Source organism: Lachnoanaerobaculum sp. MSX33, assembly GCF_000512995.1.
GTDB lineage: Bacteria > Bacillota > Clostridia > Lachnospirales > Lachnospiraceae > Lachnoanaerobaculum.
In genome coordinates, this window is sequence record NZ_AZXX01000095.1 from 1 (window position 1) to 19,922 (window position 19,922).

Annotated in this window: 21 protein-coding genes; 3 read left to right on the forward strand and 18 right to left on the reverse strand. The window is 34.9% G+C overall.

Translation table 11 applies throughout. The annotated features are described in order from the left end of the window. Nucleotides 1-15 precede the first annotated feature (15 nt). Nucleotides 16-123 carry a hypothetical protein gene (locus HMPREF1495_RS14365; RefSeq protein ID WP_242832912.1) on the forward strand — a complete coding sequence of 36 codons (108 nt, stop codon included), beginning with the start codon at nt 16-18 and terminating at the stop codon, nt 121-123. 28 nt (nt 124-151) lie between these two features. On the opposite strand, the gene HMPREF1495_RS12025 is transcribed toward HMPREF1495_RS14365, so the two are convergent. From HMPREF1495_RS12025 to HMPREF1495_RS12090, 16 genes are all read right to left on the reverse strand, one after another. After that, a complete protein-coding gene (locus tag HMPREF1495_RS12025) occupies nt 152-355 on the reverse strand; it encodes a hypothetical protein (RefSeq protein ID WP_034215213.1) in 204 nt (67 codons plus the stop codon). 227 nt (nt 356-582) lie between these two features. Further along, complete coding sequence (locus HMPREF1495_RS13485) at nt 583-978, reverse strand: hypothetical protein (RefSeq protein ID WP_051402835.1); 396 nt, start codon at nt 976-978, stop codon at nt 583-585. Nucleotides 979-1,170: 192 nt separating this feature from the next. Next, nucleotides 1,171-1,386, reverse strand: a complete 216-nt coding sequence (locus HMPREF1495_RS13490; protein WP_051402836.1) for a hypothetical protein — start codon at nt 1,384-1,386, stop codon at nt 1,171-1,173. 112 nt (nt 1,387-1,498) lie between these two features. Next, complete coding sequence (locus HMPREF1495_RS13805; protein WP_156912999.1) at nt 1,499-1,627, reverse strand: peptidoglycan transglycosylase; 129 nt, start codon at nt 1,625-1,627, stop codon at nt 1,499-1,501. Between the two features lie 81 nt (nt 1,628-1,708). Further along, nucleotides 1,709-2,686 (reverse strand): FHA domain-containing protein, encoded by a 978-nt coding sequence (locus HMPREF1495_RS12035; protein ID WP_034215216.1) that lies wholly within the window; start codon nt 2,684-2,686, stop codon nt 1,709-1,711. A 45-nt stretch (nt 2,687-2,731) separates the two neighbouring features. Next, entirely contained in the window at nt 2,732-3,508 is a 777-nt protein-coding gene (locus HMPREF1495_RS12040) for a hypothetical protein (RefSeq protein WP_034215461.1), read from the reverse strand. 19 nt (nt 3,509-3,527) lie between these two features. Further along, entirely contained in the window at nt 3,528-6,125 is a 2,598-nt protein-coding gene (locus HMPREF1495_RS12045) for a molecular chaperone (protein ID WP_034215219.1), read from the reverse strand. Between the two features lie 122 nt (nt 6,126-6,247). Beyond that, nucleotides 6,248-6,940 carry a hypothetical protein gene (locus HMPREF1495_RS12050; protein ID WP_034215221.1) on the reverse strand — a complete coding sequence of 231 codons (693 nt, stop codon included), beginning with the start codon at nt 6,938-6,940 and terminating at the stop codon, nt 6,248-6,250. 25 nt (nt 6,941-6,965) lie between these two features. Then, entirely contained in the window at nt 6,966-8,267 is a 1,302-nt protein-coding gene (locus tag HMPREF1495_RS12055) for a hypothetical protein (protein ID WP_034215223.1), read from the reverse strand. A gap of 79 nt (nt 8,268-8,346) precedes the next feature. Next, entirely contained in the window at nt 8,347-10,197 is a 1,851-nt protein-coding gene (locus HMPREF1495_RS12060; protein WP_034215226.1) for a PP2C family protein-serine/threonine phosphatase, read from the reverse strand. Nucleotides 10,198-10,211: 14 nt separating this feature from the next. Next, nucleotides 10,212-11,036: a protein phosphatase gene (locus HMPREF1495_RS12065; protein ID WP_034215463.1), complete on the reverse strand. Its 825-nt coding sequence runs from the start codon at nt 11,034-11,036 to the stop codon at nt 10,212-10,214. An 86-nt stretch (nt 11,037-11,122) separates the two neighbouring features. Next, nucleotides 11,123-11,614, reverse strand: coding sequence for an FHA domain-containing protein (locus tag HMPREF1495_RS12070; protein WP_034215228.1), 492 nt, complete (start codon nt 11,612-11,614; stop codon nt 11,123-11,125). 10 nt (nt 11,615-11,624) lie between these two features. After that, a complete protein-coding gene (locus tag HMPREF1495_RS12075) occupies nt 11,625-12,152 on the reverse strand; it encodes an FHA domain-containing protein (protein WP_034215231.1) in 528 nt (175 codons plus the stop codon). A gap of 179 nt (nt 12,153-12,331) precedes the next feature. Further along, nucleotides 12,332-12,760, reverse strand: a complete 429-nt coding sequence (locus HMPREF1495_RS12080) for a hypothetical protein (RefSeq protein ID WP_008752381.1) — start codon at nt 12,758-12,760, stop codon at nt 12,332-12,334. Between the two features lie 20 nt (nt 12,761-12,780). Then, complete coding sequence (locus HMPREF1495_RS12085; protein WP_009662844.1) at nt 12,781-13,206, reverse strand: hypothetical protein; 426 nt, start codon at nt 13,204-13,206, stop codon at nt 12,781-12,783. 119 nt (nt 13,207-13,325) lie between these two features. Next, nucleotides 13,326-15,500, reverse strand: a complete 2,175-nt coding sequence (locus HMPREF1495_RS12090) for a hypothetical protein (protein WP_034215236.1) — start codon at nt 15,498-15,500, stop codon at nt 13,326-13,328. A 950-nt stretch (nt 15,501-16,450) separates the two neighbouring features. On the opposite strand from HMPREF1495_RS12090, the gene HMPREF1495_RS12095 reads away from it, so the two are divergent. Further along, nucleotides 16,451-16,819, forward strand: coding sequence for a plasmid mobilization protein (locus HMPREF1495_RS12095; RefSeq protein ID WP_034215239.1), 369 nt, complete (start codon nt 16,451-16,453; stop codon nt 16,817-16,819). Then, nucleotides 16,819-18,189, forward strand: a complete 1,371-nt coding sequence (locus HMPREF1495_RS12100; protein ID WP_034215243.1) for a relaxase/mobilization nuclease domain-containing protein — start codon at nt 16,819-16,821, stop codon at nt 18,187-18,189. The genes HMPREF1495_RS12095 and HMPREF1495_RS12100 overlap by 1 nt, the downstream gene beginning before the upstream one ends. 138 nt (nt 18,190-18,327) lie before the next feature. On the opposite strand, the gene HMPREF1495_RS12105 is transcribed toward HMPREF1495_RS12100, so the two are convergent. Beyond that, nucleotides 18,328-18,801, reverse strand: coding sequence for a hypothetical protein (locus HMPREF1495_RS12105; RefSeq protein ID WP_034215245.1), 474 nt, complete (start codon nt 18,799-18,801; stop codon nt 18,328-18,330). Between the two features lie 148 nt (nt 18,802-18,949). Further along, nucleotides 18,950-19,921: a single-stranded DNA-binding protein gene (locus tag HMPREF1495_RS12110; RefSeq protein ID WP_034215248.1), complete on the reverse strand. Its 972-nt coding sequence runs from the start codon at nt 19,919-19,921 to the stop codon at nt 18,950-18,952. Nucleotide 19,922 lies beyond the last annotated feature (1 nt).

The following is a 19,922-nucleotide window of genomic DNA, read 5'->3' on the forward strand; positions in this document are numbered from 1 at the left end:
CTTGTATTTGAGTACATTGAAGCCTTTTATAACACGGTAAGGATTCATAGTCATTGTGATTATATGTCTCCTTACGAGTTTGAAGCACTTTATAATAAGACAAATGTTCTTCCGGCATCTTAGCCGGTAGAACCTCTCATTTTAATTTGTACTAAATCTTGACATAGGACCAATATCTTAAATTATTCTTCTTTTTACCAATCAATGTATTCATGATTAAAGTAAATTCTTTTTCTATTTCTTCCTTATGAGTTTCTAAGTATCTTTCAAGTTTTGCAATCCCCTGAACTGACAGCTCATTAAGTTCTTTGTCAAAGCCCATGTAAAATTGATTACTTTTTTTATGCTGATCCATGCTCCTTATCTCCCTACTTCTTTGCTATTAGGTTAAATACACTTTTGAACCTCTCATTATAGCTCTATCCAATAATTCCATATGGGTTCCGTTTTGATTTAGTTGTATGCTGTCTTTAGATATCACTTTTATACTTGAAGATTTACTTTCAATATCCACCTCAAGATTTGCATCAATTGACAGTATACCCCTGCTTTTTATATATACACCGTCATCATCTATAAGCTCTATACTTGTTTCGTAATTATGATACTTTCAGGACTTAATCTTATTTCTTTTCCCTCTTTATTCTTGAAAAACTTTACCTTGGGATTATTCCTTCCGTTTCCGGCTCCCACATGAACCGCATTCTGTACATAGGCATTACTATCTTTACTGTCAGGAAACTTTACCATAACCCTGTCCCCTATTTCCGGCACACAGTACCATCCGCCTCCGTCAGGGCTTGAATAGATTGTGGCATAACTTAACAAACTCTGTCCGCCGTTATCATTTTCATCATCATCAAGTGCTACGCTCACAAGTTCGTTTTCCACTCCTGTTACTTTCCCGAATACCGCTGCACCGCTTAATCTTTCATTATCATAAGGAACACCTCTTAAACTTCCTTCCCTTGCAAGCAAATATTCATGTATAATCTCATTATGTTCAAATCTTGATTTTCTGCTGATAACCTTAAGTTTTTCTCTGTTGAAATTAACATTATCAACTATATCATAGATATCTCTTAAAACCAGTTTGTAAGTTACATATTCAAACGGAATCCCAAAATATTCTTTTTCTACCGTACCGAACTCATAGTATTCACTTTTTATCTATCCTATATCCCTTCCGTTTGGGACTCCCATAAAAAACCTGACTCCCTCAGTCATATAGTCGGAGTAAATTACATCTTCATTATTTCCTGCCAGTCTTTTTATATATTCCCAGTCATTTTCCCTGCATTGACATAAAAAGCCGTTTACCATACCCTGCTTTTTGACAGCACTTATAAAGGCACCTTTATTATATTCTTTAACAATCAGTTCCAATATCTCATCATAAGACGTACTTGTTTTTTGAAATGTTCTAAAATGCTCTTGTCGTATTTTCCTCCGTTTTAGCCGATACTTTTACAAGTCTTCCCACTTTTTCAAGGCAATCCTATCTGCTTTCTTTTCTTATATTTCCTTTGATAAATACCGTTCCATGTTGATTTGGAATAATTATACTTTTATAATCATTTATATTGATAAAATCAAAACCTTCCACATACAACAATTCAGCTCTCATGTCAACCTCCTTATATACAGGGCATTTTTATATAAATCCAGCTTTGTTACTTAAATATCACCTACACTATTAATTATTACTTTACCAAATATGTATGCTGCCAGCAAAATCTATATACATATATTCACCAGTACCGAATGACAGCTTATCACCATTATTTAGTTCTTTTACTCCATACTCCGCATTATCATTCACCCTTACGAATCCCATACATTCCTCACCTAAAAGAAAAGCTCTTTTCTCTCTGACATCAAATACTATCACTATATGTTTTTCACCTCTGATTTCTTCATCTCCAAGTATCTGTATCATCATTATGTCGCTGCTTCCTACATAGTTTTTTCCCTCTATAAGTACCCATGATTTTCCAATTCTGGCTCCTTTAGTGCACACCAACCAACCGCACACAGGATACTCTTCTGTAAAATCCGCCTCTTTTTCTTCCCTTCTTTTTGCAAATTTTTCTTCTTCATTGACTATTTCCCTTTTTAAAAGTCTGTATTTTTTTAATTGTGCCGCCAGTTCCTTGTCTTCTTTCTCCTTCTCTTTATATAGTTTTCTCTCTTCTATACATTCCTGCCACATTTTTCCATATTTGCCTTCAAATACTACATAAATAAATTTTGATTTTCCGATTTCCAGTATTTTTTGTTCTTTTAATATACGCCTTTCATACACAGCTTTATTATCTATATATACAATCCCGTCCGCTCTTGCCGGTAACAGTATCCCTTCACATGTTTCCTCATCAAAATATATAAGGGTATGCTTTTCCTTTATCTTTTCATCCCCTAAAACCTGTATCTCATTATCCCTGTCCGTCCCTACAAAGTTTTCTCCATAACTTATGACATAACTTTTTCCCTTTCTTGCTCCCTCTATACATACAAGCCATGCACATACCGGTCTTTCTTCTTTTAGGGAAAGTCCACATTCTTTCCGTAAGTTCACATATACCTTTTCAGGGGTATCCAGATCAAAGCCGCATGTCGGGCATATAGTACCGTTCCTTGTTTTGGAAAATACATGTCCATATGGGCAACGCATAATATTTGACATCTTTTTCTCCTTGTTATTTACAACTTTACCGGCTCCTAATTATCACTAATCTACTAAAATCTTTTTGGGGCTAAATCCTGTACCTCTATGTCCGTCAGGGTCTTTTGCACTGCTTAATATATCCAAAAGTCCGGTATAAATTTCTTTATTGCTTAAGCTTGTTCCTTTTGCCTTTCCTTCTTTAACTGCTATATAGTTTTCTATAATGCTTCTTTCTATTCCTTCCATGCTGTTTAATACCATATAGCAAAAAATTCGGTCTGTTTCTTCGCACTTTTTTGTATTAAGGTACTCTCTTGCATACATTTTTAAGACCTCTATATTAAAGGAGCTTTCTCCATACCCTGCATAATCGGCATTCATCAAATGTATGGTATCATACTCTGACTTCATATCTGCAAAGTCAAGGTAGGTATCCCTTAATACAAAACCCGATTTTAATAAAAAGTCGCAAAGCAGGATTTCTCCGTCTTTACTTTCTTCATCATCAGAAAGAAAAGCCTCTATTTCACTTATCTTCCAATCTTTATCCCTTATTTCACTATGCTTTAACCTAAGATACTTCCTTCGTTCGGTATGAGTGTAGGATGCCTTTACCTCTTTATTTATCAGGTATACCTCGCCTTTTAGTTTTACAAGTCCCCTTCCTATAATAAGGGTTCTGTTTTCATGGTCTGAACTTAATCTTAATCCTCTTATGACTCCGTTTGTATATCCATCATAAAGTATAGAAAGTAGGTCTTTCGGATAGTCTCTTATTACCTCAAGTGCTTCTTTTTTTAAGATTCTTCCCGTTTCAAACAAAGGGTATCTGTTTTCCATTAGCTTCTCCTTTATGTCTTTAGTGTTCTCCATCAAAGAAATCACAAATCCACTCATCCGTTTCAAACTTATATTCTTGTCCTTCTCCTGCGTATAGTGTGTCTTCAAGTCTGTATATCGGCACGATCTGAAATCCCCATTTTTTATAATCTACAAAAGCAAATATCTTAAGTTCCCCGTTTTGTATGTCATCCGTATCTTCCTGCTTTATATAGCCGCTGTACCTTCCCGCCAGCTCCATCTTGTCAGTTTCTCTTGCCTCATCTTTTTTGAAGTGAAACAGGTACTCAAACCGTACACTTTCCGAAGCATCATACAGATACATTCTAAGCAGGATATCTTCAAGGCTTCTAAGCAGGCTTCCCGTCATCTTGTTACTTTCAAATCCGTCTATAAGAATCTCTTGTCTGCCTGAGTATGAAAGTGCTTTTATTTTATAGGGAATTAGAGCTTCTTCTTCTCTTATGTCAAATCCCGCATATCCGGTTCTTTTATCGTAAAGATAGCGCATAAGTCCGTCCACACAGGCAAGTTTTAGCTCTTCTTTTTTAACACTGCCTCCACTTTGCATCATGTTGCCGGGTACAAATTCTTTTAGAGCATCTCTAAATAACCCTATCTTACAGGACTGTCCTGTAAGTCTTATCATGTCAAAGTTATAAAGTTCTCCGTTTTTATAAAGTCTTTCCATAAAAACCTTCATAACGGCATATATTTCTCCTGCAATCAGCCTTTCCGCCTCATAACGGTTAAAACTTAGCTTCGGCATCCCCTCTAAAATCTCAAGCCTTTCTCCTCTAAAGACTGAAAGCTTATACCTGTCCGCTTCCAGTCTTAAAAGTCCCATTTTCCCGTTTTTTTCTTCAGGAACTTCTATAACGATATCATTTCCCGAAAAAAGTTCCTGCTTAATCTCATCCGCCAATGTAAATAGAAAAAAGTAATTATTCCTTACCCTGTAATACCCTTCTTTTCCATAAGTTTCAAAACGCTTAAAAGCTGTAGGTAAAATCTCTTCCGCCTGTTCATAAGCCTCCTGTAACCCCTTATAGAAACTTTCAACACCTTCTTCATCTATATACCTATACGGGTCTGTAGGCAACCCATCAATTATTTCGTTTCCAAGATCCCTGTCTAAGCCTGACAGCTTGGATATAAGTTTAAGCTTTAAAAGTTGCATGATTCTGTAGGTGATATTGTTTCCTCCAAAGTCCGTGTTACCGTTTTTATAGCTGTTTTCCATCGTATAGGTCTGTATATCACCCTTTGCCTGTACCTTAAACTTACAGGCACTCAGATCCGTTGTCCCTCCCCCACAGTCCATTATCAGTGCCTTATAACTTTCTCCGTCTTTAAGACGATTTTTCTCTCTCATCTTGCTGATAAAGCTGTAAAGTACGGCAGTGCTTTCATCTAAGGTAACCTTTAGACTTATAGAAAGCATTTCCGATAAAAGCTCCAACATCTGCTCATACACATGCTTTTGCTTAACCGGTACTGTGATATATACTTCTTTTATCTGACACTTGAAGTTATCTCTTGTGATGTTAAGTACATATCTCAGGTATTCGGCTATAATCTCTATCCTTTGTACATACCTGTATCTTCCCTTGGTATCCGTAAGTTCTTCTTTTCTTTCAAAATCCCCTGCCCATCTTTTAATATCATAAAATACGGAAAATCCTTTATCAGTATAGCTTAAGTTTGCAAACCATAAGGCTCTTCTTCCAAAAACATAATCTATACCGTCTTCATTTACATCTGTTACGGCTACAACCGTCGGTATCATCCTTTCAATAAAGGTTTCTCCTCCCACCGACTCTAAAAACAGTGTATGACATATAGTGTTTTCCTTGATTTCTCTTTGCTTTGCCGTATGTATCTGTCTGTAGTAACTGCTGTCCGCATATATAGCTACAGTGGTATTGGTCGAGCCAAGATCAAGTGCTATGGGCATGTGAAGTTCAATCAGGGGAAGAATTTCAAAGTCCATTAAAGGAATCTTATATATTCTGTACTTTGTAAGGTCTTTTTCCTCTTCTCCCATATATATACGGTATATAAACTTTGATGCATCTCTTTCCATAAGGTATAGACTATAGTCTTTTATATCCGTAACTATACCTGAAAGGGCTGCCTCTTTTACAAGGTATAAAGAATCTTTTTTATCTCCCATGGCAACTACATTGAATACGGCACATACCTTTTTATCTCCGCTCACAATCAAAGCATTGGTATTTAGAAACTTTTCTTTGTATTCTATTTTATAATCATCAAGGAAATTAAGTGCCGCTCCTTCATAAATACTAATTTTGCCGGATATTCTAAGTTCATCCTTTTCGGGTTCTTTTACGCTTAGTTTATCAAAACACTCTTCAATCCTCTCTCTTCCGCCTTCCTTTTCTTCTTTGATAAGTTCATCTTCAAAGGTTTGACAGTAGGAAAGTATAGCATCTATAAGCTCTTTACTTGTCATATCCTTATCAAGTCCCCTTACGATACGCTCTCTTAGGCAAACCTCTCTAAGTCGATATTCACTCATCAGCTCAAGCTCTTTTCTTGTATACGCCGCAGCCTGCTCTTCTTTGGTTATGTTTCTGTTAAGCTTATAGCCCATCTTATTTTCCTTCCATCTTCTTTTTTTGTGTATATGCCAAAACACATATGAAAAGTCGATAATACCTACGATTCTGTGATTTTAGCCCGGAAAACACATATTGTATTTTCTCTTAAAATATTTTAGTACATCGCCGTTTTTCCAATTTTCATGCTGTCATCAACTCCTATAATACCGAAGTGATATTTCCAAAAAACATCCGTTTCATAAGATATCGGCAAAAAAAGTTTCTTCAACATTTCAATTCTTTCCATATCTTCTTTTGTCTTATCCACCCCCGTAAAAACGGTAAGTTTCCTTAAATTCTCAGAGTGGATGTAAAGGTTTGCTTTAGGATAAAGTTCTCTCAGTGCCTTTCTAAAAATCGTGATGTAATCTTTACACTTGCATAAATCAAGCAGGCAAAAAATAATTCTTTTAGATTTTTCAAAGTCAAGGGAAAATAGAGTTTTTCTTATACTTTTTAGAAACCTTCCCTCTTCTATCTCTTTTAAGATATACATTGCCCTTAGCTCTTTTTTATCTCCTCCGCTTCTAAGATCCCATACCGCTACATAGTGCATTATTACATCTAAAAATATTTCTCTTGCCTTCTCATACCCCTTCACATCGGGTAAGAATACTTCGCCCAGTTCATTTGCAAAACGATATAGCGGATTTACCTCTATTTCACTTTCTTCAATGGTATCGGAATTTAGAAAATCAAAGGAGCTTTCAGTATAAGGGCTTGGACTCCCACTGTTTATAAATCTAAGCTCTTCTAAGTTATATCCGCTTTTTTGTGCCTTAAGTACAATCTCCCATACACAGTTCATGCTTTGCTCCTGTTCTATATTTTTTCTATACAATCCCTTTTGTATAATAGGTGTTTTCCAAAACCCCTACACAGATATATTCATCAAAGCTTATCTGTAGTTGAGAAACGACATATCTTACCATTGCTTCACAAAGGTTGCTGTCGCTGTTTCTTAAAAACCTTAAAACAAGCTTTGGACTTTCTTCTGTTAGAGGAAAGTCACTACTTAAAAAGTTATTCATATCAGGAAGTATTCTACTTTCCTCCGAAACTTCTTTCCATATCGGCAATCTTTCACAGGATTTAAGTGATACATACTCTCCAATATCAAGTTCTTCAATAATCCTTTCTATTTCCGCCTCGGTATGGATTTTTTCTTCTGTTTTATTTAGAAATCGTCCAATCATTCCATCTTCTCTTTTGTTACTTATTAAGCCGGTTGGTAATTCTTCTTTCGTATATCGTATATCAAAGATATGATATCCTTCCAAATCTGAGTAACCTTCTTCATAGGTCTTTACTATAATCTTTTCTTCTTCCTGTCTTATTCCTACCATGCCTTCAGTCTTTTGCACAAGTCTTAAGATAATCTCCTTATCCCTTTGCTTAACCATTTCCCATTCATAGTATAATCCGTCTTTACTCGGACTTAAAAATGTGCTGCTCTTAAATACTGTTTTTTCTACATTCCATACCGGATAAAGTTCTTCTTTTATCATATCGGCATATTTCCCGTAGTCCACTTCTACATCTCTTGCATTTTGAGGAAGTTTGGACAGGTCAATATCAAAAAAGCGGTCAAGGTAGGCGGTATTTACTGTATTCCATCTAAGTCCATTATAAGAGAAAGTTTCATAAAGTTTACCGACTTCTTTTCTGTAGCGAAGGTTTTTTTTAGGTTGTACTGAAAGTGTGTGTTTTTCTCCGTTATTTGTAAAACTTACTCCTATCTTTTCTTGTAAAAATTCCTTACATACAGTATCGGTTGCATTAAGATAAACGTTTTTTATAAGATCCTTACTTTCGCTATAATCTTCTTTAACATTCTTTTCCTTGTCTTCCAAAACATCTAAATCCGATATCGGAAAAAACATCCTTAAAAATACGTTTTCATTTTTTGAAAGTAAAAGTATTGCAATCTCATAACTTTCTTCTTTACTTTCAAGCTCATCATAGACTTTCTTGTATAAAGATCTGTATCTTTCTTCAAAAACCTCACTCATCCTGTAAAGACCGTCATATAGAACACTTTTTGCCAAGGCATACTCATCTTCATCTTTTATCTCTGAAAGCCTATCCTTTACATACTTTTTTATGTCAAACTCATCCAAGTACGCTACGTCCATATAAAAACACCTCTTTTATCTTTAATAGGTAAAACAATTGCCACTTGCACTGATACACAAGTTTTAAATAAATACCTGATTACTCAGCATTTATGCTTGCAGAAGTCTCTGCCTCACTTGTCTGTTGCTGGGTGGTTTGTACTGCTGTTTGTGCCGCCTTCAGTTCTTCTTTTTCTTTTTCATCAATTCTTTTTTGCACATCACTAAGCTTTTTATCCATTTCTATGGTATTTATCTCATCATTAAGTTTTACATAAAGTCTTCTGGCATACTCATAATTATCTCTGGCCGTTTCAAAATCTCCTCTTAAAAAAGCTTCATCTGCTGCTATTGCGTAGCTTGCAGCGGCATTTTTTTCCTCTTCACTTTCACTGATTTTTTTATCCGCCGTAGAAATTTTTTCTTCAAGATCGGAAAGTCCGGCACTTTCACCTGATTTTTCCAAAATATCTTTTGCCGTATTATAATTAGCTCTTGCTGATAAAAAATCTCCTTTACTTAGTGCCTCATCTCCGGCACTTAGCATATCGTTTGCGGATTGCAGATTTTTAGATTGCTTATCAGCTTCCGCCTGTTTCCCTTCATTTTCCTTTTCAATAGCTTGATCTACCGCTAAAAGCTTTGCTTCCGCTTTTAACTTTCCCTCTTCATATCCTATATCTCTTGCTTCAGTTTTCGCATCAACATACCTTTCTCTTGCTTTATCATATATTTCCGAATCAAAAAGGATATCTCCGTTATCAAGGCTTAAGTTTACACTTTCATACCCTGCAATAAAATCAAGCCTTTTTCTTACATAGGAAAGTCCTGCATTGTCTGCATAAGGAATTTCACTAAGTATAAATTCATATAAAGGTTTTGCTTCCTTGTAGCTTTTAGCATCATACTTTTCATCCGCTTCAAGTATTCCTTCTATAACCTGCTCATAGTGGTACAAAAGGTCTTTCATTTCCTTATCTCTAAGGCTTTCCGCCTTCTTTATGGACTCTTCACACTCAGTATCCGCCTTTGTATAGTTTTCCATTTCTATAAATTTAAGCATCTTTTCATAGTGTGTATTCATATCTTCCCTAAGTTCTTTTCTGTATCGGTTATAAAAGTAAAGGGCAATAACGGCTGCAAGTATCACAACCACCAACACAATTGATACTATTAAAATCATCTTCCTTCTTTTTTTCTTTTTGGTATCCGACTCTACAAATACCTTATCAATATAAATACCGACAATCGTATAGTTATCAATGTACTCGGACTCTTTATCAAGAAGTACTTTTTCAATCTTCTCAATGGCATCTTTCGGCTCTTTTCCGCTGTCAGCAAAGATGTTATCAATCTCTCCTTCCGATACATTTTCCCAAACCCCTTTTGTATAAAGAATTAAAATATCAGTATCAACAAGTTTTATCTTTCTCGATATCACCGGTGAAAATCCTTTTTGCCCTAAAAAGGCATATAGATTACTTCTTTGTTCATGTCTTGACAGGGCATCTTCGCTAATCATTTCTTTTGATACCATTTCACTGCTTAGTGATGTATCCGTAGTCTTATAAAATGACTTGTTATTCCTGTAAAGCTTTGCCCTTGCATTTCCTGCATAGGCAAAGCGTACACTTTCATAATCAGTTATGGCAACTACAATTGATGCTTTAAGCTTCATGTATTTTTCAGCTTTTAAAAGCACTTCATTGGCATGGTTTAAGTATCCGTGTATTTTCCCTTTAGATATGGAAGGCTTTTCCTGAAACTTTGCTATGATACTTTCCACCGCTTCCTTTGCCGATTCGGTATCCGCCACATCTTCAATACCGTCAGCAAGCACATAGCAGGCAAAGTTATCAAGTTCAGCATAAGCAAAAAAATCACTGTTTTTTAATGAACTGCCTTCTTCCGAAATAAAGTTTGTATTGAATTTACTGTTTTGCTTACGCATCTTCTTCAAGCCTCCTAAATCCCTATAATTATTAGTCCAAGATTGTCCAAGTCTTCGTTATTTTTCTTTTTTATTGTTTCAATAATCTCTTTTGCCGTTCCATTACAGCTATGTTTCCTTGAAATGATTATTTCAAGTTCCCTGACAGAGATGTTTTTTTCTACTCCGGCGGTCATTATAACAACCATATCCTTTTTCTTTAGCCTTATTTCTTCTTTAGGCATAAGCGGTTTCATATAGTCGTCCCTTCCTATACAGTTATATGCCCTATCCGTATCAGAAATTCTACGAGCCGCTTCCTTACTTAAAAGTCCCTTATTTACCTTTTCTTTTATAAGTTCTTCCATTATCTGACCCTTGCTAAGAAGTATAAGTTCTTTTCTGCGGAAAATATAAATATTTATATGCCCCATAATGGCATAGCTTAAAAGATTTCCTCTAAGCATTAGACAGGCTGCATACGCCCTTCCGTTTTCTCCTCTAAGTGCATTTAAAACATTCATGTTAGCCGTCTCAAAGGCTCTGTCAAAGAAATAGCGACTGCTTTGGTTGTTATCATATCGGTTATAAAGTTTAGTGAAAGTTCTTACTGTAGTCAGTGCTGCAACCTTCCCGGTATACTCTTTTCCTTCCCCTGCGCTAAGTATTGCCATAAGTCTGTCTTTTTCCTGTTTGAATCCGTATGCATTTGCCTGAACCTGTCTTTTTCCAATATCAAGTAAGGCTCCTATATCGTATATCATGATTTTTTCTTCTTTGATCCATGTATACACTCTCCATGAAAGAATAAAAAAAGCGGTTAGAATAAGAATTAAAGCCATCCAAAAAGCAGTCCCCATATCTGTTTTCCCCTTATTTTTTTTAGAAACATCTGTTATATTTTCCCTATTCCTATGGGATTTCTCCAATTGCTTATTAAAAGCATTTACCATGAAAACTGCTTTCCACATAAAGCAATGTATAAAAACTCACTTTCCCCCATGGTAATGACATCATAAGTTTCAAGAGTCTGTGGAGTGTAAACTGCCTTTCCGTTTAGGTAGGTAATTCCTCCCCCCTCTGTACAGATAAGAGTTGCTTCAAGGTCTTTTTCATCAAAGGATAAAATAGCATGGTTTTCCTGCTTTATGGCATTATCTCCAATGATTGGAATATCCATGGCATCCGTTCTTCCGATATAGTTTTTCCCGAATACCACACGATAATCTTTTCCGTATCTTGGTCCCTTGATGCACACAAGCCATGCACATACCGGCTTGGTTTTTATTCTTACCAAACTTTCTTCAAGCTCCTTATCATCAAATGATTCTTCAAGTTCTTTTCTTTCCGTCATATCCATGTTGCAATAGGGGCAGATATTTCCGTATCTTCTTTTTGAAAACATATGTCCATTTTTGCATCTTATTAAATTTCCCATGATAACTTCCTTACCTTATCTGTAGTTTATTAAGTCCTATAAAAATATAGTCTTTTCTTGTAAGCTTACTTTGTCCGTCTTTAATGTTATAAAGTTTATCTTCTAAAAATCCTTTAATCTGTGTTCCGTTCTTGCTTTGCATATCTTCTATATACCATGACCCGTCCACATAGTTAAGTATTGCATGAACATCACTTACGGTTCCCGAAAAATAGGTGTCAGATAAATCTATATCTATATCCTCTTCACTGTTTTTCTTTCCGATTACCAATGAGTTTTTTCCTAAAATATTCCATGTTTTTACTACGGTATCTTCTTCACTTAAAAGTACAAGCTCGGACAAAAATGTATCTTGTATCTTTTCTTTTTTAAAAGAAAAGTCCTTTACTGCAAAGTAAATCAAAGAACCTGAAATTAAAAAAGAAAACATATAAAATATATATCCACCTTTTAATCCTCTTCCCAAAAATCCAACAATTACGACACACAAGATAGCTGCAATTATTCCTGAAACATCAAATACAAATCTTCTATTCATATATTCCCATTCCAACCACTTTTAATTGTATAGGAAATATTTATCTCCCTACTCTTCATCATTGTGGTGTTCCCTAAATGCGATAATTTCCTTTATGTAGGCTTCTAAGATAATTTATAAAAATAGGCTGCATGACAATAAATGTCTTGCAGCCCAAACTTTTAACGACTGATTTTTTGTTACTCGGCTGCGTATCCGCCTTCAACTATCAGACCTGCCATCTTATCTTTTTTCTGTTTTATTACAAGAGTAAAGTTTCCTACTCCTTCTTCATCCCCATGCCTTTCTTTATAGTTCACTACAAAAGCATTCGGAAATACATATTTTCTTTTAGTAATTCCCGCTACTATCTGTTCTACGGTAACCTTTCTATAGCAATCCTTGTTTTGTGCCGGAACCATTGACCAAAGTGCCATATTTCTTGTTGAGTCAAAAGGATCTCCGTCTACTGCTGTTAAAATCTTACCGGTAATCTCCATTGTTGCACCGGCATCATTGGTACGAGCATTTGAATCAATAGGAATGTCTGTGGATAAAAATACGCTGTTTACACATTCCTTTGCAAGTTCAAAGCTTTCATTACCTTCTATTTTTACTTTGTATGCCATGCTCTAATCCCTCCTATTTCTTATTCTCCGGCATATCCGCCTTCTACCGCCACTTTTGCATTATTATCCTTCTTTTGACGGATATGGATATAAAACTCTCCGGTACCGTTTACATCATCCGCCTTTTCAGAATACTCCACCACGAATGCATTCGGAATTACATACTTTCTTACAACAGAGCCGGCAGATACCACTGTTACTTCCGCTACTCTGTAGCAATCCGCATTCTCGGAAGGAATCTGAGACCACTTGGCAAGTTTTAATACATCATCAACATCCGCTCCGACATTGTATAAAACTCTTCCCCATACCTTTACACCAAGACCGTAATCTGTTGCTTTGGCATTTGAATCCTTTGGAGACTCGGACAAAAACTCTGCGTTTACTATGCTTCTCTCATCAAAGTCTGCTACTTCCGAACCGGTTACTCTAAACCTAATTCCCATTGTGCTACCTCCTATGAAAATATATATTCTTTATAAAACTACTCCAAATATTTAAAATATTTTTTGTAATCAACTCAAAAATGAAGTTCTCATTTTATATCACATCTTAATATGAATCCTTACTCTCCCGCTACACGATTTAGCGGCACCTCAACTCTTTTAACAGCATTTCCGAAACTTATCTCTATAGCACATACACCTGCCGTTTCATCCGCTTCATAGGTAATATCATCATTACTTCCCAGTATACCGTTAATATTTGTCTTTTTAGAAAGCCATATACTTTTTTGACTGGACGGATTATTTGAGAAGAACTTTGCTATATTTTCCGCCTTAAAATCTCCTGTGGCATGCCTTAAAATCCTCTCAATATAGTTAGCGGTCTGTGTTTTATAAATAGGCTCATAACTGCCACCTGAAAGTTTTAAGTTTCTTGCTTTATATACCATTATATGGCTGATATTTTCTCCGTCTAATACCGCATTCTCTGAAGAAAATACAAATCCGAATCCTCTTTTGTTAATATCATCTTTTACACTGTTTGTAAATCCGGTAATCTCCTTTGACATGGTAGTATGTATCTTAAGAGAATTATTCTTTGCTTCAATATCAAATCTTACACCCGGTAAATCCGTATCCACATCTTTCTTAAAATACTCTTTAAGATACTCTGGAGATTGATAACTTGCCACAAATCCGGCTGCCACATATGCTGCACCTATGTAAACTCCGTCTATCCAAAGCTTCATGATATCTTCCTTGGCTTTTGAAAGTTCAGCGGCTTCATTTTCATTAACAATCATCCTGCTTTCAAGCTTTACTCCAGACTTGTCCTTTGGAATAATTGTAAAGTTCGGCACACATGGAATCAAATACTCTGAATAAGGCTTACCGCTAAGGCTTGCACATCTGTCATCAAAAAATCCCACTCCAGTCATTGCCATGCTGTTAAATGTTGTCTTATCCCCTGTTTCATAGGAGTAAAAGCATTGTACACCGTAATCCTTAAGAGCATCCGCAATTCTTGCCAAAGACTCCACACTGACATTTTCAGTTTTTACACTGTCTTTACTTCCCTTAAATCTTTCCCTTGTAACATTCATCTTTGATTTTTCATCCAAAGACACACCTGCAACAATTGCATACCAAACGGTATTGCCATAATCATTCTTTTCATTTACAGTATTTAAATAAGCACAAAGCTTAGGTACATTTAGGCTGTTTGCCATGGCTTCATTTTTAACATTGGCAATCAGAAGACTTGGTTTCATTCCCTTTACTTGCTTGGGATACTGTTCAAAAAATGCCCATACACCTAAAATCTTCTCGACCAAAGGTTTTACAACCTTTATAAAATCATCCTTGGCATTTTTATAAAACTCAAGATATGTGTTATAATTGTCCACTTCCTTTTTAACATCAATCTGACTTTGCATTGATGAATTAAGAGGACAAAAAGTTCTTACCACCAACTGTTTTACATAGCTGTTTCCTTCAGAATTAAGGGCATCATAGTCATCTTCAAGTGCTTCAATAAGCCCTGCATTTGAGTTGTCATCTGTAGCTACCAATGCACTTTCTTCCACCTTTGGAGCTTCTATTACTGTAAGTTCTCCTTCTGAAGACATGGTAAGAAGTCCTAGGGTTAGGGCATCGTTACTTTCAGACTCTTTTGATTCTCCAAGCAAAAGTCTTGTTTTTATATCTGAGATAGCAAGAGGAATCATCGCCATAAGATTCTGGTAGTTGGCACTTGCTTCTTCAAACATCGAATTAAGCTTATCACCAAGATCAAGCTTATGAGGATCTCCATCTTCAAGTTTTGCATACTCCGCATAAGTATACTGAAGTTCTTTTCTTACCTGCTTTATGTCATCCATAACCTTTGAAGGAGAAATCATTTCCGTAAGTTTTTCAAACTTAAAATCCGCATTGATAATTCCCTGACTTCTTTTGGTTTCAACCAAGGTCATAAGCATCTTTAGAAAATCGTTATGTGCATTAAGATGAACTATGCTTAACATGCTCTCTGGAACCCCCGCCGGTTTTTCCTTGGAATACACGATCTTTCCGGTTGCAGCATTAAAAAAAGAATACACCGTAGGGTCAAACTTTTCTAAAAACTCTTCAAAGCTTCTGACAAGTAGTGCTTCATTGATTTCTTTTATCTTGTCATCACTTAAGCTGTCCAGCCCTCTTACATCACCGACCAAAGTAAGTAAGTTAAGCTTTTCAGGATTAATCTCTTCAATCAACAAAGTACGATTAGTTTGCTTTATAATACTCTCTGCCATCCTGCATCTCCTTAAATCTATATTTTTCTTATATAAAATACAAGCTCTAAGATTTCATTACATATCGGGTAAAAGGAATATAAACAATAGGAATCCCTACAAGACACAAAACCAATAACTATCATTATTGGCAGTACAGAACATAGACTAAATAGAAAAATAACAACAGATAAATTATGTTGTTTATCTCTATCAGAACTAACTCCAGCTACCAACAGTATATATTTTTACTAAAAAACAATTTCTTAATAACAATAAAACAACAATTACACATATCTTATTCACAAATTTTTATATCCCTTATCTGCTTACGATAGTAGCATATATACAGAATAATTTCAAGTTTTTTAATATAATTTACATCTATACTACGATATATAAAATAGTATTAAAGTTAAGGTTAGTTATACCTATTTCTCAGCTGTAAACTCTACTAAAATATCAGTTTTGAGCGGTACTCCATGGTAAATTCTATTATCTTTTTTATTTTTATGATTTCAACAAAAAGTTATACCGACTTTTTTATAGTTGAAATTTAAAACCAACATGATTTGAATGATTAAAAAACAAAAATATTATGTGGACTTTTCCGGATAATATTAGCAAGCACAGTAAGTGCATATGCACTTACGAAAAATTGACTTAAGCCTCGTTTTCACTTCGGGTTCTTTCAGTCAATTTTTGCTTGTTGGGGAATATCCCCAAACCCCTGCTTAAGTAACTTACTTTATTCCATTACCTAAGTAGTATTTGAAAAAGTTTCTGCTTATTTCATTGAAGCTTACTTTCAAAAATGTTATAATTCTCTTGTAACTTATATAACTATTTTATCTCTCTACAGGAGATTTCTGATCTGGAAATATACTATAAAGCAAAACCTGTAAATCAAGCTTAGCACTTGATTCTACAGGTTTTTTCTTTTGTTGTTTTTAGGATTTGGAGGTTTTGACATGGCAAACAGAGTAAGAGCTCATGGCATTTATTTAATGCTTTCAGATGATGAACTAAAGGTTTTGGAGAAAAAATATAGGCTCTCCGGTTGTAAAACTTTGCGTCAGTTTATTATGAAATGCATCTTAGGCAAGGATATTTTCGTATTGGATATGGCAGTTTTTAGGGAACTTTCCACAAGTATCGGCAGAATAACAGGCAGCATAAATCAGATTGCAAAGCGTGTAAATTCTACCGCAGCTATCTATAAAGATGACATCATTGATATACAAGAGCTGCTAAAAAAGCAGGGGAAAGATATTTACTCTCTGCGAAAAAAACTATATGACCTTGGAAATTTAGAAAGTATAAATACGGAGGAGATCTGATGGCTGTTACAAAGATTCATCCCATAGAAAAAACTTTACACTTAGCCCTAAACTACATCATGAATGCTGATAAGACTGATGAAAAAATACTTATTTCCTCTTTTAACTGCAATCCTAAGCTTGCTCATCTTGAGTTTGAGCAGACGAAAAGAGAATGTAATTCCAAGGCAAAAATCTTAGCAAGACATTTAATCCAGTCCTTTGCTCCCGGAGAAACCACTCCTGAGCAGGCACACAAAATAGGACTGGAACTATGCGAAAAAGTCTTCCAAGGAAAGTATGAGTATGTACTCACTACCCACATAGATAAGGGGCATCTTCATAATCATGTTTTATTTAATAATGTAAGTTTTTTAACCGGTAAGGCGTATCAAAGCAACAAAAGAAGTTATCATCAAATCAGAACTATCAGTGATGAGATTTGTAAAGAAAACGGTTTATCTGTAATTGATGAAAACTATAAAAAATTCAAGAACAGATATTCCACAAACGGTAAAAGCTATATTGAATATATGGAATTTAAGAAAGGCAGTTCTTGGAAAAACAGGCTTCACCTTGCCATTGATAAAGCAATTTTAAAGTCCGGTACTTACGAAGAGTTTTTAAAAGCAATGGAAGATTTAGGATATGAAATTAAGATTGGAAAGTATCTTTCATTCCGTCATAAAGACAAAAAAGATACAGGAAGGTTTACAAGAACAAAGGCAAATGTGCTTGGAGAAGATTATACCAAAGAGCGAATTAAAGAAAGAATTGAAGATACAACCAAACATCAGATTTATAATAAGGAACAGTTTTATGACAAACTCTCTTATAAAAAGCCGGATACTATTGTAAATATAAAGAACAATGAAAAGGTAAAATCCTCAAAAGGTTATGAAGTATGGGCAGGTAAACATAACATGAAAACAATGGCTTCATCCTTAAACGAAATGAGAAGATATGGCATAAACACCTATGAAGAACTGGAATCAAAATTAAAGAAGGCAGCTTCAGACAGGCAACAATTATTAGATCAGATAAAACAAGCTGAACAGGAAATGAAATCCATATATTATGTGATAGAAAATAAAAACACCCTTTCTAAAAATCAGTTAATTTATGACATGTATATTAAAGATAAAGAAAATATCGCCTTTTATGAAGAATACAAGCCTCAGATTATTGCCTATGAAATCGCCTTAAGAGAACTTGAAAAATCAGGATACCGTACATTAAGTATTCCGGAACTGTCAGATAAATACGCTGTTTTGGAACAGAAAAAACTTAGCCTTATGGAAGAATATACATATCAAAACTTCATGCTCCATGATCTTCAACAGGCAAAGAAAAATACGGATATATACCTTAATAACCATCTGGAAAAATAAAGAAGAAGGAGGCTGTTCCTACATGATTTGTCGGTAGAAAATAGCCTCATTCTTTATAAATAACAGATTATATAGACAAAGGGGCAGACTTTTCTTAGACAAGCCTAAATATCCAAGGAAAAACGGCAGGCTTCTTTATCACTTGTCCATTTCTATAAGATAATCTTCTCTTCTTTTCCATACAACTAAAGAGATTATACTTATTATGATATAGTTTACCACCTGATTGGCTAAATCATTATTTAAAAGTGGTAGAAAATAAGATTTTTCATTTGTAATAAATCCATGTACTAAAATACAATATACCGTCATTGAGCTGAAAAACGATATAGCTAAATTAAGGATCTTTCCAATCAATACAAATTTATCATGAATAAGCTTAAATAAGACAGAATATAGCACTACTGCCGCTATTGCCGCTAATATATCCCAAAAATATACGGCATATCCGGATGAAAACTTGATGGAAAAATAATGGTGAGTATAATACCAACTTGCTATAAATACCGCAAGTTTATCCATTGCAAATAAGCTTATTTTTACAAATGTTGTTCCTACAAACAGTATAACTCCCAAATATAATATAATTAAGGCTATAAAAATACCAATCATATCATTTCATCCTTTCGACTAAAATAATCCTATTTTTCTTATACTATAACGCCCCTCTTCTTTTTTAGCAAACCCTTATTTTAAGTTTAAAAGAGAATCAAAAAAAGACGGGGGACAGCAGCTTATCAGGCTGCCAATCCCCACACTTTTATCTTTCTAACCCTTTTTCACTTTTCATATTCCCTTGTTCTTTTGATCTGCTATCTGTTTTTTCCTTATAATCATTTAGTTTTTTAAGTGTTGAAGGCTTCTCTTTTGTATCTTGAGATTGTCCTCTGGCTTTTAACAACTTGGCGGAATATACCTTAAAGTTTGTATATTGCTTTCCATTTTTTCCGATACTAAGCTTTTCTTTTCCTGAAAGCGAAACAAAATCTCCTTTTCTAAAGTCCTTCACTGCTTGAACCTGTTCATTATAGGCAAAGCAATTCATAAACTTTACATTCCCCATCCCGTCATTTTTAGCAATAGAAAAACTTGCCACTCTGAAATCCTGTCCATCATTTGATCTTAGATCCTTCACTTCAACATCTCCGGTAAGATTACCTTTTATATACTGCTTTTCTTGATCATTATTATATTTCAGACTTGTATTTTCTTTTAGTGTGTTTTCCTGTGTTTGGTATTGCTCGTTTTCACTTATTTCTTCTTTGCTTTTTTCCTGAATGTCTGCATCTTTTTCTATCTCTTTCTGCTTTATATCTTTCGCTGCTTTTAGGTCTTCATCAATAAAGTCCATAAACCTTTCATCAATCAACCCCATATAAGAGTCATTCATATAGTTGTCATAAGCATTATCCAGTATGTCTTCATTATTTATATCTGTTTCCAGTGATATTATTCCCTTGATAAAATCACTATGATTGTATTCTGCCAGGAATGATAAAGTTTCTTTCATACTTTCAAAGCTGTTGTTTTGCATATTTGAAATACTTTTTAAATCATTTGCATATCTTCCGTTTAGCCACTCAAATTTACCGGTTTCTTTATTCTCTTTAATTCCTGATGCTATAACAAATTGTTCGCCCGAAAATAATACCACCTGATTTTTCTTTACATCTAATACCGTTGTATGTTCTCCCAGTGCTGTTTTAATAATATCTCCTTTTTTTAAGTTCATA

What these genes read in the sequence shown, in the direction of transcription:
- HMPREF1495_RS12025 (WP_034215213.1), bottom strand. Translation starts at nt 355, where the DNA reads ATGGATCAGCATAAAAAAAGTAATCAATTTTACATGGGCTTTGACAAA.
- HMPREF1495_RS13805 (WP_156912999.1), bottom strand. Translation starts at nt 1,627, where the DNA reads ATGAGAGCTGAATTGTTGTATGTGGAAGGTTTTGATTTTATCAATATA.
- HMPREF1495_RS12035 (WP_034215216.1), bottom strand. Translation starts at nt 2,686, where the DNA reads ATGTCAAATATTATGCGTTGCCCATATGGACATGTATTTTCCAAAACA.
- HMPREF1495_RS12040 (WP_034215461.1), bottom strand. Translation starts at nt 3,508, where the DNA reads ATGGAAAACAGATACCCTTTGTTTGAAACGGGAAGAATCTTAAAAAAA.
- HMPREF1495_RS12045 (WP_034215219.1), bottom strand. Translation starts at nt 6,125, where the DNA reads ATGGGCTATAAGCTTAACAGAAACATAACCAAAGAAGAGCAGGCTGCG.
- HMPREF1495_RS12050 (WP_034215221.1), bottom strand. Translation starts at nt 6,940, where the DNA reads ATGAACTGTGTATGGGAGATTGTACTTAAGGCACAAAAAAGCGGATAT.
- HMPREF1495_RS12055 (WP_034215223.1), bottom strand. Translation starts at nt 8,267, where the DNA reads ATGGACGTAGCGTACTTGGATGAGTTTGACATAAAAAAGTATGTAAAG.
- HMPREF1495_RS12060 (WP_034215226.1), bottom strand. Translation starts at nt 10,197, where the DNA reads ATGCGTAAGCAAAACAGTAAATTCAATACAAACTTTATTTCGGAAGAA.
- HMPREF1495_RS12065 (WP_034215463.1), bottom strand. Translation starts at nt 11,036, where the DNA reads ATGGGGACTGCTTTTTGGATGGCTTTAATTCTTATTCTAACCGCTTTT.
- HMPREF1495_RS12070 (WP_034215228.1), bottom strand. Translation starts at nt 11,614, where the DNA reads ATGGGAAATTTAATAAGATGCAAAAATGGACATATGTTTTCAAAAAGA.
- HMPREF1495_RS12075 (WP_034215231.1), bottom strand. Translation starts at nt 12,152, where the DNA reads ATGAATAGAAGATTTGTATTTGATGTTTCAGGAATAATTGCAGCTATC.
- HMPREF1495_RS12080 (WP_008752381.1), bottom strand. Translation starts at nt 12,760, where the DNA reads ATGGCATACAAAGTAAAAATAGAAGGTAATGAAAGCTTTGAACTTGCA.
- HMPREF1495_RS12085 (WP_009662844.1), bottom strand. Translation starts at nt 13,206, where the DNA reads ATGGGAATTAGGTTTAGAGTAACCGGTTCGGAAGTAGCAGACTTTGAT.
- HMPREF1495_RS12090 (WP_034215236.1), bottom strand. Translation starts at nt 15,500, where the DNA reads ATGGCAGAGAGTATTATAAAGCAAACTAATCGTACTTTGTTGATTGAA.
- HMPREF1495_RS12095 (WP_034215239.1), top strand. Translation starts at nt 16,451, where the DNA reads ATGGCAAACAGAGTAAGAGCTCATGGCATTTATTTAATGCTTTCAGAT.
- HMPREF1495_RS12100 (WP_034215243.1), top strand. Translation starts at nt 16,819, where the DNA reads ATGGCTGTTACAAAGATTCATCCCATAGAAAAAACTTTACACTTAGCC.
- HMPREF1495_RS12105 (WP_034215245.1), bottom strand. Translation starts at nt 18,801, where the DNA reads ATGATTGGTATTTTTATAGCCTTAATTATATTATATTTGGGAGTTATA.
- HMPREF1495_RS12110 (WP_034215248.1), bottom strand. Translation starts at nt 19,921, where the DNA reads ATGAACTTAAAAAAAGGAGATATTATTAAAACAGCACTGGGAGAACAT.